Source organism: Aeromonas caviae (assembly GCF_000819785.1).
GTDB classification, from domain to species: Bacteria; Pseudomonadota; Gammaproteobacteria; order Enterobacterales; family Aeromonadaceae; genus Aeromonas; species Aeromonas caviae.
Map to the genome: position 1 here is coordinate 1 of NZ_CDBK01000009.1, position 11,629 is coordinate 11,629.

15 protein-coding genes are annotated in these 11,629 nt (G+C 63.9%); 4 read left to right on the forward strand and 11 right to left on the reverse strand.

Annotated elements, in window-relative coordinates; genetic code table 11:
- From BN1120_RS01000 to BN1120_RS01015, 4 genes are all read right to left on the reverse strand, one after another.
- Positions 1-439: hypothetical protein (locus BN1120_RS01000; protein ID WP_042014350.1), on the reverse strand; the 439-nt coding region annotated here is incomplete at its 3' end.
- An 89-nt stretch (positions 440-528) separates the two neighbouring features.
- The gene (locus BN1120_RS01005) at positions 529-1,875 is read right to left on the reverse strand and encodes a sensor histidine kinase (protein WP_042014351.1); all 1,347 of its coding nucleotides are present in this window, start codon (positions 1,873-1,875) and stop codon (positions 529-531) included.
- A 31-nt stretch (positions 1,876-1,906) separates the two neighbouring features.
- The gene (locus tag BN1120_RS01010; RefSeq protein WP_005332666.1) at positions 1,907-2,563 is read right to left on the reverse strand and encodes a response regulator transcription factor; all 657 of its coding nucleotides are present in this window, start codon (positions 2,561-2,563) and stop codon (positions 1,907-1,909) included.
- Between the two features lie 87 nt (positions 2,564-2,650).
- Positions 2,651-2,983 carry a PepSY domain-containing protein gene (locus BN1120_RS01015; RefSeq protein ID WP_010675972.1) on the reverse strand — a complete coding sequence of 111 codons (333 nt, stop codon included), beginning with the start codon at positions 2,981-2,983 and terminating at the stop codon, positions 2,651-2,653.
- Positions 2,984-3,046: 63 nt separating this feature from the next.
- On the opposite strand from BN1120_RS01015, the gene BN1120_RS01020 reads away from it, so the two are divergent.
- Positions 3,047-3,295, forward strand: coding sequence for a PepSY domain-containing protein (locus tag BN1120_RS01020; protein WP_010675973.1), 249 nt, complete (start codon positions 3,047-3,049; stop codon positions 3,293-3,295).
- Positions 3,296-3,305: 10 nt separating this feature from the next.
- On the opposite strand, the gene BN1120_RS01025 is transcribed toward BN1120_RS01020, so the two are convergent.
- The gene (locus tag BN1120_RS01025; protein ID WP_042014353.1) at positions 3,306-3,959 is read right to left on the reverse strand and encodes a protein-methionine-sulfoxide reductase heme-binding subunit MsrQ; all 654 of its coding nucleotides are present in this window, start codon (positions 3,957-3,959) and stop codon (positions 3,306-3,308) included.
- 91 nt (positions 3,960-4,050) lie between these two features.
- Entirely contained in the window at positions 4,051-5,061 is a 1,011-nt protein-coding gene (msrP, locus tag BN1120_RS01030; protein ID WP_042014354.1) for a protein-methionine-sulfoxide reductase catalytic subunit MsrP, read from the reverse strand.
- A gap of 371 nt (positions 5,062-5,432) precedes the next feature.
- Here msrP and BN1120_RS01035 point away from each other — a divergent pair, with 371 nt between their 5' ends.
- Positions 5,433-5,906 carry a DUF1097 domain-containing protein gene (locus tag BN1120_RS01035; RefSeq protein WP_042014355.1) on the forward strand — a complete coding sequence of 158 codons (474 nt, stop codon included), beginning with the start codon at positions 5,433-5,435 and terminating at the stop codon, positions 5,904-5,906.
- A 78-nt stretch (positions 5,907-5,984) separates the two neighbouring features.
- On the opposite strand, the gene BN1120_RS01040 is transcribed toward BN1120_RS01035, so the two are convergent.
- The 4 genes from BN1120_RS01040 to cydH all read right to left on the reverse strand — a co-directional run bounded on the left by BN1120_RS01040 (position 5,985) and on the right by cydH (position 9,542).
- Entirely contained in the window at positions 5,985-7,265 is a 1,281-nt protein-coding gene (locus BN1120_RS01040; RefSeq protein WP_041214273.1) for a sigma 54-interacting transcriptional regulator, read from the reverse strand.
- Between the two features lie 54 nt (positions 7,266-7,319).
- Positions 7,320-7,829, reverse strand: coding sequence for a hypothetical protein (locus BN1120_RS01045; protein WP_039039694.1), 510 nt, complete (start codon positions 7,827-7,829; stop codon positions 7,320-7,322).
- A 105-nt stretch (positions 7,830-7,934) separates the two neighbouring features.
- Positions 7,935-9,347, reverse strand: coding sequence for a sensor histidine kinase (locus BN1120_RS01050; RefSeq protein ID WP_042014357.1), 1,413 nt, complete (start codon positions 9,345-9,347; stop codon positions 7,935-7,937).
- A gap of 102 nt (positions 9,348-9,449) precedes the next feature.
- Positions 9,450-9,542, reverse strand: a complete 93-nt coding sequence (gene cydH / locus BN1120_RS21160) for a cytochrome bd-I oxidase subunit CydH (RefSeq protein WP_010675981.1) — start codon at positions 9,540-9,542, stop codon at positions 9,450-9,452.
- Positions 9,543-9,667: 125 nt separating this feature from the next.
- Between cydH and folK the strand changes: the two genes are divergently transcribed.
- A complete protein-coding gene (gene folK, locus BN1120_RS01055; protein ID WP_042014359.1) occupies positions 9,668-10,213 on the forward strand; it encodes a 2-amino-4-hydroxy-6-hydroxymethyldihydropteridine diphosphokinase in 546 nt (181 codons plus the stop codon).
- Positions 10,214-10,271: 58 nt separating this feature from the next.
- Here the strand turns inward: folK and BN1120_RS01060 are convergent, their stop codons facing one another.
- Complete coding sequence (locus tag BN1120_RS01060) at positions 10,272-10,976, reverse strand: SDR family oxidoreductase (protein WP_039039618.1); 705 nt, start codon at positions 10,974-10,976, stop codon at positions 10,272-10,274.
- A gap of 159 nt (positions 10,977-11,135) precedes the next feature.
- On the opposite strand from BN1120_RS01060, the gene BN1120_RS01065 reads away from it, so the two are divergent.
- Positions 11,136-11,540, forward strand: a complete 405-nt coding sequence (locus BN1120_RS01065) for a CBS domain-containing protein (protein WP_042014362.1) — start codon at positions 11,136-11,138, stop codon at positions 11,538-11,540.
- Positions 11,541-11,629: the final 89 nt, after the last annotated feature.

The window sequence follows — 11,629 nt, forward strand, 5'->3', positions numbered from 1 at the left end:
ACTCTTCGGCACACTCCACCAGCTGGGGCCAGAGATCTTCCGGCACCCAGGCCTCGGGGTCATCCTCGTCACCGTCATACTGGCTCCAGAAGAAGGCACGCAGCCCGCTTGCGAAGTCGTCGCTCAACTCCGCCAGTTCGGAGAGGGGCCCCAGCCAGGCAATGCGGCGCAGGCCGGAGGCGAGATCGTTGATGGCATCCATCAGGGTGCGATCGTCCGGGCTCTGCTCCACCAGCAGGGTGAAGCGCTCGCGGGCGCTCTCGGTCTGATCCTCGTCCAGCTCGCCCACGTCGGCCAGCAGGTCGACAAAATCCTCCAGCAGGAACTGGATCAGGGCATCCCTGTCCTCGAACCACTGGATCTGGGCCCCCTTGGTGCCCAGCACCGAGGCATCGAACGAATCATCGAGATGGCACAAAGCCCAAGGATCGTCAGTCATTGCTACCCTTCCTACACCTGAAACAAGAGACGTATCTTATGCCGGGTGCCGCACCCTTGCCAGCACGGCGGCACAAAAGGGGCGCCCCGTCACTCGACCCTGGCCACCTTGGGCAGGGAGAGGGAAGCGGCGAGCCCCCCCAGCTCGGCCCGCCCCATGATAAGGCTGCCGCGATAGGCTTCCGCGAGATCCGAGACGATGTTGAGGCCAAGGCCCGAGCCCGGCACCTTCTCGTCGAGGCGCACCCCCCGCAGCACCGCCTTGGCGATCTGATCCTCGCTCATGCCGGGGCCGTCGTCCTCGATGCGCAGGGTGATCCATCCCCCCAGCTCGGCACTGGAGATGCGCAGCTCGCTGGCGGACCACTTGAAGGCGTTCTCCAGCAGGTTGCCCACCATCTCGTCGAAATCCTGCTCCTCCACCCCGACCGCCAGATTGACCGGCACCTGCAAGTCCACCGTCTTGCCGGGATAGAGGCGGGAGAAGGCGCGGCAGATGTACTCCACCCGGGCCCGCACCGGGGTCGACACCCCGAGGATCTTGGCGGCGCCAGTCACCCGCGCCTTGCCGAGGTGGTAGTCGATGTGGCGCTGGATCTGGTCGAGCTGCTCGCCAAGAGCGGTCTGATCCTCCGGCGGCAACTGGGTCACCTGGTTGCGCATGATGCTGAGCGGCGTCTTGAGGGCGTGGGCCAGGTTGCCGGTGTGGGAACGGGCTCGTTGCAGCAGCTCGCCATAGTGGTGCAGCAGGCGGTTGATGTCCTCCACCAGCGGCTGGATCTCCAGGGGGTAGCGCAGCCGGAACCCCTCCTGATGACCTTGATGGACGCGGCTCAGCTCGCGGCGTAGCAGGTGCAGCGGGCGCAGGCCGTAGAGGATCTGGAACATGAAGCCGAGCACCAGGCCGGTGGCGGCGAAGCCGAGGCCGAGGAACAGGCTGATGCGGGTCTTCTTCAGGGTCTGGGTCAGGGCACTGCTGTCCTTGGCCATCACCAGGGTGAAGACCCGATCAGACCCCGGCAGCAGCACGGTACGGGTCATGATGAGCAGGGGCTCCTTGTTGGGCCCCTTGCCGACAAAGAGATCCGGATCGCCGAAAGCCGACTTCAGGCCGTGGGCGCTCAGATGGGCATCCCACAGGGAGCGGGAGCGACTGACCACCGTCTCCCCCAGCTCCAGTTGCCAGTAGTAGCCGGAGTAGGGCTGGCGATAACGGGGGTCGGCCATGGGCTCGGTGACCACCGGCATGCCGTCCGGCTGGATCTCGAGGCGGGAGAGCAGATCGTAGAGCTGCAGGCGCAAGCCATCGGCCTCCGCCTCCTGCCAGTAGTTGCGCATCATGGTCTGCAGGCTGAAACCGGTGGCGAACAGGAAGAGACCGCACCAGACCATGGCGATCACCACCAGCCGACCTCGCAGGGTACGTACCAGCCTCATTCAACCCACCCCGCCATCGGTTGCGGTCGCGTCATTCGTTGATCCGGTAGCCGAGGCCGCGCACCGTCTCGATGAGATCGGCGTGGGTCTTCTTGCGGATGCGGCCGATGAACACCTCCACGGTGTTGGAGTCGCGATCGAAATCCTGGGCATAGATGTGGTCGATCAGCTCGCTGCGGGACACCACCTTGCCCCTGTGCTGCATCAGGTAGCCCAGCACCCGGAACTCGTGGGCGGTGAGCTTGATGGGGGTTCCTTCGTACCACACCTGGGAAGCCGCCATGTCGAGACGCACGCCACCGATCTCGAGGATGGAGCTGGCGTTCCCCGCCGCCCGGCGCACCAGCGCCTGCACCCTCGCCACCAGCTCCGCCACCTGGAAGGGCTTGGTGAGGTAGTCGTCCGCCCCGGCGTTGAGCCCTTCAATCTTCTCATGCAACTGGCCACGGGCGGTCAGCACCAGCACCGGGGTGTCCATCCCCTTGCTGCGCCACTCCTTCAGTACGCTCAGGCCGTCGCGACCGGGCAGGCCGAGATCCAGGATAATGGCGTCATAGGGTTCGGTCTCGCCGAGAAAGCCCGCCTCGTTGCCATCGTGGCAGAGATCGGTGACGAAACCGGACAGACGCAGCTGTTCCGCCAGCTGGCCCGCGAGGATCTTTTCATCTTCAACTATCAGAATGCGCATACATGGGTATCCAAAACAGGGTTGTGCCGGCACCGGCAACGGTTGGGGGGACGAACCGGACGGCGGCAGGTTCGCGGACTCACGCCGTTACTCCTCTTCCGGGGGCGGGCGCGGAGCGAACAGGCGCTCCAGATGGTGACCCTTGAGCCACACCATCTCCAGATTGTCAGCCCGGTAGCCCACCTTGATGACGCTGTTCTCCTCGTCGATGAGCCTGAGCTCGTAGAGCCAGACGCCATCCTCCTCACCCAGATCGACGCGCAGCACGCGCACCGGCAGGCGGGAGGCCACCTCCATCAACTCATGAAACGGGCGGACCCGCCCCTCGCTGACCGCCTGTTGCAGCAAGGCCTCGTTCGGCTGGGCCGCCTGAACCAGCATCGGCAGCAGCAATCCAAGCAGGGGCAGCGCGCTATTCATGGGTGATTCATCTCTCAAAACCTAACATAATGCCGTTTATAGTGTGCCAGCCATGAATCCGGAATGAATATGATCCCACGCAGTATCCTGCTGATCTTGTGCCTCTTTTCCACCTTTGGCTGGGCGGCGCAGACACGTCTCGACATGGCCGGACTGGTCAAGTTGTTGCTGGCACAAGGGTATCACGACATTCGGGAAGTGGAGCTGGAAGGGGACAAATTCGAGGTCGATACCCTGAATGCCGACGATCAGCGCGTCCAGTTGCAGGTCGATGCCAACACCGGCGAGATCACCAAAAAAGAGGCCGAATAGGCCTCTTTTGCTATGGGCGTGACGGCTGTTGCGCCGCCCCCCTCCCGGCTACTTGTGCTCGCCTGCGCCAGGGGCGCAGCAGCTTTTCCCGACGTGGCCACAGCAGGGCGCAGGCCAGCACCAGATAGATGAGCGGCTCCTGCCAGCCGCTCTTGACCGACCACCAGTAGTGTACCGGCACCAGCAGAGCCACCCCGTAGATCCAGTTGTGCAGCTTCTGCCAGGCCGGCCCCATGCGACGCAACAGGGCCGGGATCGAGGTGATGCCGAGCGCCAGCAACAGCAGCAGCGCCACCATGCCCACCACTATGTAGCTGCGCTTGACCAGCTCGCCGCCAATCAGCCCCCAGTCGAACTGCAGATCCAGCCCCAGCCAGACCATGAAGTGCAGGGACGCCCAGGCGGCGCACCAGAGCCCGAGGGGGCGGCGCAGCTTGATGAGCTGCCCCTGGCGCCAGCGCTTGGCGAGCGGCGACACCAGCAGGGTCAGCAACAGCAGGTGGAGGGCCCCCTTGCCAAGGTAATGGGTCAGCCCCTGGACCGGATCCCCCCCCAGCAGCCCGGCTGGCACGGCATAGCCCAGCCAGAGCAGAAAGCCGATCGAACCAAGGTGCACCAGCGCCCGCAAGCCGTTGACATGGGCTGTTTTCAGTCTCGGCATCATATTGCAGTTCCCGTCATGTTTTTCCCGCTTCTCATCCCCTCTCCCACCAGGGGAGAAGGAGGCAAGAGATCAGTCGGACAGAGCGTCAGTCTCAATACCATTTACGCAGATCCATCCCCTGATAGAGCGAGGCGACCTCATCGCCATAGCCGTTGAACATCAGGGTCGGCTGGCGCTTGGCACCGAACAGCCCGCCCTCGCCGATGAATCGCTCGCTGGCCTGACTCCAGCGCGGGTGATCCACCTGCGGATTGACGTTGGCGTAGAAGCCATATTCGTTGGGGGCGAGCAGGTTCCAGGTGGTGGGCGGCATCTCCTCCACCAAGCGGATGGAGACGATGCTCTTGATGCTCTTGAAGCCGTACTTCCACGGCACCACCAGCCGGATTGGTGCCCCGTTTTGGGCGGGCAGGGTCTTGCCGTAGAGCCCCATGGCGAGGAAGGAGAGCGGGTGCATCGCCTCGTCGATGCGCAGCCCTTCCACATAGGGATACTCGATACCGCCGCCCAGCGAGGCAGAGGCCTGACCGGGCAGCTGTTTCGGGTCGAACAGGGTCTCGAAGGCGACAAACTTGGCGCGGCTGGTCGGTTCGGCACGGCGGATAAGCTCCGCCAGCGAGATGCCGTTCCACGGCAGCACCATCGACCAGGCTTCGACACAGCGCAGCCGATAGATGCGCTCCTCCAGCGTGCTCTTGTTGATGAGATCCCACACATCCAGGGTGAAGGGTTTGGCTACCTCCCCTTCCACCTTCAGGGTCCAGGGCTCGGGCTTGAGGTAATGGCCGTTGCGGGCCGGATCCCCCTTGTCGGTCCCCAGCTCGTAGAAATTGTTGTGGGTGGTGGCCTTCTCCTCCGGGGTGAGGATCAATCCCTCTGGCCGGGTCGCGGCACGGATGTCGAGGGGTCTGGTGGGGGCCACGGTGGCCGGCTTGTCCGGTGCGAAGAGATCCAGCAGGCTGGCCTTCACCGGAAACGCCAGGGTGGCGGCACCGACGCCCAGGCCCAGCCCTTTCAGGATGCGGCGACGATCCTGATAGACGGTTTCCGGCGTGACATCCTGTTCGGTGGGGTGATGAGAAGTACGGCGCTTGATCAACATGAAAAAACTCCCGGGACGATGAGGTTGACAACCATAAGACCCGCCCCGGCCGAGTTTTATTTCACACAGAATTACATGAGTTGGTTAAGGGGCAGTGCCTTGGCCATGGTACCGGCCAGGAAGAGCACTACGAACACCAGCAGAGGAACGATCACGTTTGGCACCATCAGACTCACTCCATGAGCAGGACAGGGCCTCTAACTATGGAACAAGGTCTGCGGCGCCTCCAATGAATTTTTTTCGCGAGCGCAAGCGTATTCCAGAGTTGCAAAGAGTGACCGGGATCACACACAATCCGGCCCCCGCTTGCTGCCGCTCTACCGCGGAGTAGGCTGCCTCCTTTTCCGGATTCAACCACTGAGAGTCACGCCATGAGCCCACTGTTCGCCATCGCCATCACGACCGGGATCCTCTCCGCCGTCTGGGGTGGACTGGCCGCCGCACTCGGTCTCATCTCCTGGGTCGGCTTCCTCGGCTGCACCAGCTACTTCGCCTCGAGTGGCGGTTACAAGGCGCTGTTGCAGACCCTGTTGTGCAACACCACCGGCATGCTGTGGGCACTCCTGCTGATCCACGGGGAGACCTGGTGGGGGGCCGGCATGGCGGGCTATCTGATGACAGGGGTGGTGGCCACCCTGATGTGCGTGCAGGCCAGGCAGCAGTGGCTCGCCTACATTCCCGGCACCTTCGCCGGTTGCTGTGCCACCTTCGGCGCCGCAGGCGAGTGGCGGCTCATTCTGCCCTCCCTCATCATCGGCGCCCTGTTTGGCTATCTGATGAAGGCGAGCGGCCTCTGGCTCTCCCAGAAGACCCTCTCCACCGGCGGCGTCAGCGACCCGGCATAAGCCTGAGCCTGGCAAGGTAACTGATTCGGTCGGAAACCAGAGGGGCGGCCCGTCATCGACGGGCCGCCCCTCTGTCATTTATCCCTTCGACTTGAAATTTGCCGCCTCGATGCCGTGCCGATTCAGCAGCTTGTAGAAGTCGGTGCGGTTTCTCCCCGCCATGTTGGCCGCCAGGGTCACGTTGCCTTCCGTGGTGCGCAGCAGGCGGATCAGATACTCCTTCTCGAACTCGGCCCGCGCCTCGTTGAACGAGGGAATGCCGCCACCACCGCCACTCAGGGCCGACTCCACCATGGCCGCGCCTATCACCGGGCTGCAGCAGAGGCTGGCGAGCTGCTCCACCACTCCGCAGAGCTGGCGCACGTTGCCCGGCCAGGCCGCCGCGGCCAGCAGGGCCAGCGCCTCCGGCGAGAAGCCGAGGGCGGCACAATCGGGGTGACGGTTGCGGTAATCGTCCAGCGCCTGACGGGCCAGCAGGGGGATATCCTCGCTGCGGGCGCTCAGAGGCGGCAGGGTGATGTTGGCCACGTTGAGGCGGTAGAAGAGATCCTCGCGAAAACGCCCCTCTTCCATGGCGGTCACCAGATCCTGATGGCTGGAGCTGATGACCCGCACCTCGGGGGTGCCCTGACCATACTCCGCCAGCACCTGGAGCAACTTGGCCTGGAGTGACTCCGACAGATCCCCTATCTCGTCGAGGAAGAGGGTGCCGCCTTTGGCCTCGGCAAACAGGCCGGACTGGCCATCCTCGCCAAACAGCTGCAAGTCCAGCACGGGCCAGGGCAGAGCCGCACAGTTGATGGTATGCAGCGGCTTGTCGCGGCGGTGGCTGGCCTGGTGCAGCGCCTGGGTCATCACCCCCTTGCCGGCGCCGGAGGGGCCCAGGATCAGCACGGGCACGTCCATGGTGGCGATGCTGCTCGCCTGGATCAGCAACTGCTCCATCTGCGGGTTGCGGGTCTGGATGAGGGACTGCCACTCCTGCTGCTGCTTCGGACGGGTCAGGCTGAGAGCATGTTCTATGGTGACCAGCAGCTCGTCCTTGTCGATGGGCTTGGTCAGGAAGCTGAACACCCCGGAGCGGGTCGCCTGGATGGCATCGGGAATGGTGCCGTGGGCGGTCATGATGATCACCGGCATGCCGAGCCACTGGGACTGAATCCGCTCGAACAGCGCCAGCCCGTCCATGCCCCCCATGCGCAGATCGCTCAGCACCAGGTCAGCCCGTTGCTGGCGCAGCCTGTCCAGCGCTCCTTCGGCGCTGTCGGCGGTATCCACCTCGTAACCCTGGCTGCGCAGGCGCATGCTCATCAGCTTGAGCAGGCTGGCATCATCGTCCACCAGCAGAATACGGCTCATGCTCTCACCCCCTCTTGGCGAAAAACGCGGTCATTACGGCGCGGTCCGGAGCTGTCATGGCTGACCTCCCCCATTGAGCTTACGCTGGTTGAGCTGCTCGTCGATGGCGGAGAGCTGCTCTATCTGCTGGCGCAGACGCTTCACCTCCTGACTCTGATCGTCGCGGCGGCTGTCTCGCACCAGCAGCTCCTCCCCGAGGGCGATCCAGCTGCGCAGGAAGGCCTGGGCATCGAGACCGAGCTCCGGCAACAGAGCCTTCAGCTGATCCAGCCCGGCCCGGCGACTGGCCACCGATTCGGACGGGTGGGTGTTGACCATGGCCAGGCTGACCCGGCTCTCGAGGTCGGTGGCGCCGGCCAGTCGCTGGCGCTCCTGCATCCGCTGCTGGGGATGGCTGGCCAGCAGCCAGTCCGAGTATTGCAGGCGCACCTGCATCTCCTTGTTGGCAAACTCCATCCGCCTGGCGATCGCCTCCTGGGAAGGCTCGGTGAGGCTGGTAGAAGGCAGCAGGGAACAGCCAGCGAGCAGGCCTATCATCAATACGGGAATCACAAATCGTTTCATCTTGAATGTCACTTCAGATCCTGGTGGGGAACAGGCACCTGCCCGCTCCTCTCAATATTCGGTGTCAAGGCGCCACCCGCACCTGCGGGGTCGCCGCCACGCCCGTCAGCTCGGGCGCACGTTCAAATCCAGCCGGAAACAGACATCCGCCTGGGCATCCTCGATCAGCCTGAGCTCGCCGCCCAGACTCATGGCAGACTCACGGGCAATGGAGAGGCCCATGCCGGAGCCTTTCAGCAATCCCTGGCGCACTATGCTGCCCTGTTCAAAGGGCTCGAAGATGCGCTCCCGCTCGTCTGGCGGGATGACAGGCCCTTCGTTGGCCACCTCCAGCCAGCCGCCGCCCGCTCCCGCCCCGGCGCGGATCCAGATCTGTCCGCCCCTGGCGCCATAGCTGACCGCGTTGGAAAAGAGATTGTCGAGGATGAGTCGCAGGCGGTAGGGCTCTGCCCGCAGGCTGATGGGCTCGGGCGGCAAGTGTACACTGATTTGCTTGGATTCCAGCGCGAGCCGGTACTCTTCGGACAAGTCTGACAACAAGGGCGCCAGGGGCACCTCGGACAGGGTGAACACCTCCTGCTGGCTGAGGCGATTGAAGTCGAGCAGCCGCTCGATCAGGGTCTGCAAACGGCGGCTGTTCTCCTCCAGCATCTGGCAGATCTCCTGCTGATCCCCGTTGAGGGGCCCCACCAGCTGCTCCGAGAGCAGATCAGCCCCCTCCCGCAGCACGGCAAGGGGGGTTTTCAGCTCGTGGGATACGTGGCGCAGGAACTGGTATTTCTGCTGTTCCAGCTCCTTGAGCTTGTCGTGCAGCCAGCTGATCCGCTCCCCCAGCAGCACCAGTTCGGCCGGGCCATCCACCGGGCGCTGATCCGGCTCGACGCCTGCGCCCAGACTCAGGATCCGCGACTCAATCTGACGTACCGGGTGGATGATGAGGTAGGTAAAGAGCAACACCAGCAGCAGGCTGAGCCCGACCACGAAGCCGCTGACCCACCAGATCTGCTGTTTCAGCTCCACGATGGCGCCCCGCATGCGGGTCACGTGATCATCCACCTGGCTGCGGGTGACCACTTCCAGTTGCTGGTTCAGTTCGTTGAAGTCGGTGAAACGGGGGCTGGTCGCCTCCTGCCTGGCCTTGCGCAGATCCTGCAGGCCGTCGAGCCAGACCAGCGTCGCCTCGAGATCTCCGTAGACCTCGGCATCCGGGATGGAGTCCTGATGGGTCGCGAGCAGTTCCCGGTAGCGCACCAGCTGCTGCCGATAACTGGCCAGGATGCGGTCATCACCCAGGACCGCATAGCGGCGCAGGGCGCGCTCCAGATCGATGGCCTGAGTGGAGAGCAGCGTCGCCCGGCGAGTGTCCCGCACCGCACGTTCCATCTCGTCGCTGGTGAGCTGGCCCAGGTGGGAGAGAGCCTGACTGTCGTGCCAGATCATGCCCCCCAGGGGCATCAGCACCAGCACGAAGCCCATCAGTACTACCTGGAGCAGGGAGCGGGGCCGAACCTTGGTCATCTTCTGCGGTCTCGATTCGTCATGGGGGAGCCAGCATATCCGCACTGCCCCAAAAAGCAAAACCGGCCATAAAGCCGGTTTGATTGCTCACCGAGGCCGGATTCACGCCAGGCCGACGGACGCCACACAGATGACAATGATCATGGCAAGGGCCCCTGACGCGGCCAACAGTGCCCATTTCATTTCTACGCTCATGCAAACCTCCTTTCTGCCAATCAGCGTTGGATCACAACAGATAACGACATGTTAATTCATAGTGAATCCCATAACCGTGAGCTGCGTATATATTTCAGACGAGCCCAACCCAAGGAATGGAAAGCATGTTTTACCTCTGTAGCATTGGATCCAATCTCGACCCCTCCCTGCACGTCAGTCAGGCCGTCGCCGAATTGCTGGCCCGCTTTGGTCGCCTTCACCTGAGTTCCGTCATCCAGACCAAGCCCGTGGGCATGCATTCACGCCACGACTTCCTCAACTGCCTGTTCGTCGTCCAGAGCGACCTCTCCCCCGTCCAGCTCAAGGCCGAGTTTGTCACCATGGAGCTGGCTCATGGCCGGGATCGCAGCCACCCCCTGTGCAAGGTGGCGGACAGGCCACTGGACATCGACATACTGGCCTGCGGCGAACGGGATGACTTCGCCGAGGCCGGGGTGGATGCCTACCTGGGGGATCTGCTGGCGGAGATGTATCAGGGCGGCAGTGTGGACTCCGGCAAGGTGACCCTCGGCCTGCCGGGCAGCAAGGTGTTTGCGAAGCAGCGCATCGGCCAGGCCCCCATCCATCTCTGCCAGCAAGACGAGGCCCTGCTTCCCGGCAACGGCCACCCCGGCCCCCCTTCCCGGCACGCCGCCATCCGGCACCCTTGAGCCGTTCACACACATGAGGCACCCAAAGGCGCCTCATGTCATGGCGGCCCGCCTTGCCCTAGATGACGGCGAGGGCGCGCCCCCCGTCCACCCGGATGCTGGCCCCGGTCATGTAGTCGTTCTTCATCAGCATCTGTACCGCCTGCCAGATGGGCTCCAGACCCCCTTCCCGCGCCAGCGGCGTCTTCGCCAGCACCTGCTGGCGCCAGTCATCCCCGTGCTCGTCGAGAAACAGGATGGGGCCAGGCTCTATGGTGTTGACCCGCACGGCGGGTGCCAGTTCGCGGGCAAAGCTCATGGCCAGGGAATGGGCTCCCGCCTTGGTGGCCACGTAGGCGGCAAACTGGGGCGCCGGGGCATGGATGTAGATATCGGTGATGTGGATGATGCCCCCGTTGGGCTGGCGGGCAAGGGCGGGGGCCAGCGCCCGGTTGAGCTGGAAGGGAGCCGCCATGTGTACCCGGTAGAACTGATCAAACTGGGCCAGCTGCACCGCAGGATCCGCCGCCTGGGGCTCGAAGGCGGAGGCATTGTGGATGATCAGGGCAAGATCCTCATGGGCCGCCAGCGCCGTCACCACGGCGCCCACCTCCTCTTCCCGGGTGAAGTCCGCCTGTACCAGCTCGACGCCCACGTCTCGCAGACGATCCAGCTCGGGCCGTTCGCTGCGATAGCTGCCCGTCACCTGCCAGCCAGCGGCCACCAGCTGCTCGCACAGATAGAATCCCAGGCGACGGCCACAGCCCGTTACCAATGCACGCATACCCTCTCCTTGTGGTTGTCGCCCTCCCCGATCCATGCAGGATCGCACGGAGGGCCCATTCATCGGCCATGACCTATCGATGTCCGAGGCAAAACCCATTGGCCCCCTGTCACGGTCACCGGGCATAGTGGCCCCATCGACCCCCATGGAGCCACCATCATGCTACAAATTCGCGATCATATGCAGCCATTGACCCACTCACTGCACCCCGGCCTCGGTCTGGCCGAGGCGCTGGACAGACTCCATCGGGCAAACCTGGGGGGCCTGCCGGTACTGGATGACCATCAGCACCTCGTCGGATTTCTCTCCGAGCAGGATTGCATTCCCGCCCTGCTCACGGGCAGCTATCACTGCGACACCCGTACTCTGGTCGAAGATATGATGAGCCGGGCCCCGCTGTTCGTCTCTCCCGATGACAACATCGTGGATCTCGCCCGCCAGATGGCCGGGGCCAGACCCAAGGTCTATCCAGTGATGGAGGGAGGCAAGGTGACGGGCATCATCAGCCGTCGTCAGGTGATGCAGGCCCTCAACACCCAGATGAAACAGTGTCAGGCAACCTGAGGCAGGCAACCTCGCACACGTGTCATGCCGACCCCCCTCCCGTCCACAGCCGGCGAGTGGCTGGTCCACCCCACCCGACTCTGCCACGG

Bases quoted from the DNA above. Each gene is read 5' to 3' on its own strand.
- BN1120_RS01005 (WP_042014351.1), bottom strand. From the start codon at position 1,875: ATGAGGCTGGTACGTACCCTGCGAGGTCGGCTGGTGGTGATCGCCATG.
- BN1120_RS01010 (WP_005332666.1), bottom strand. From the start codon at position 2,563: ATGCGCATTCTGATAGTTGAAGATGAAAAGATCCTCGCGGGCCAGCTG.
- BN1120_RS01015 (WP_010675972.1), bottom strand. From the start codon at position 2,983: ATGAATAGCGCGCTGCCCCTGCTTGGATTGCTGCTGCCGATGCTGGTT.
- BN1120_RS01020 (WP_010675973.1), top strand. From the start codon at position 3,047: ATGAATATGATCCCACGCAGTATCCTGCTGATCTTGTGCCTCTTTTCC.
- BN1120_RS01025 (WP_042014353.1), bottom strand. From the start codon at position 3,959: ATGATGCCGAGACTGAAAACAGCCCATGTCAACGGCTTGCGGGCGCTG.
- msrP (WP_042014354.1), bottom strand. From the start codon at position 5,061: ATGTTGATCAAGCGCCGTACTTCTCATCACCCCACCGAACAGGATGTC.
- BN1120_RS01035 (WP_042014355.1), top strand. From the start codon at position 5,433: ATGAGCCCACTGTTCGCCATCGCCATCACGACCGGGATCCTCTCCGCC.
- BN1120_RS01040 (WP_041214273.1), bottom strand. From the start codon at position 7,265: ATGAGCCGTATTCTGCTGGTGGACGATGATGCCAGCCTGCTCAAGCTG.
- BN1120_RS01045 (WP_039039694.1), bottom strand. From the start codon at position 7,829: ATGAAACGATTTGTGATTCCCGTATTGATGATAGGCCTGCTCGCTGGC.
- BN1120_RS01050 (WP_042014357.1), bottom strand. From the start codon at position 9,347: ATGACCAAGGTTCGGCCCCGCTCCCTGCTCCAGGTAGTACTGATGGGC.
- cydH (WP_010675981.1), bottom strand. From the start codon at position 9,542: ATGAGCGTAGAAATGAAATGGGCACTGTTGGCCGCGTCAGGGGCCCTT.
- folK (WP_042014359.1), top strand. From the start codon at position 9,668: ATGTTTTACCTCTGTAGCATTGGATCCAATCTCGACCCCTCCCTGCAC.
- BN1120_RS01060 (WP_039039618.1), bottom strand. From the start codon at position 10,976: ATGCGTGCATTGGTAACGGGCTGTGGCCGTCGCCTGGGATTCTATCTG.
- BN1120_RS01065 (WP_042014362.1), top strand. From the start codon at position 11,136: ATGCTACAAATTCGCGATCATATGCAGCCATTGACCCACTCACTGCAC.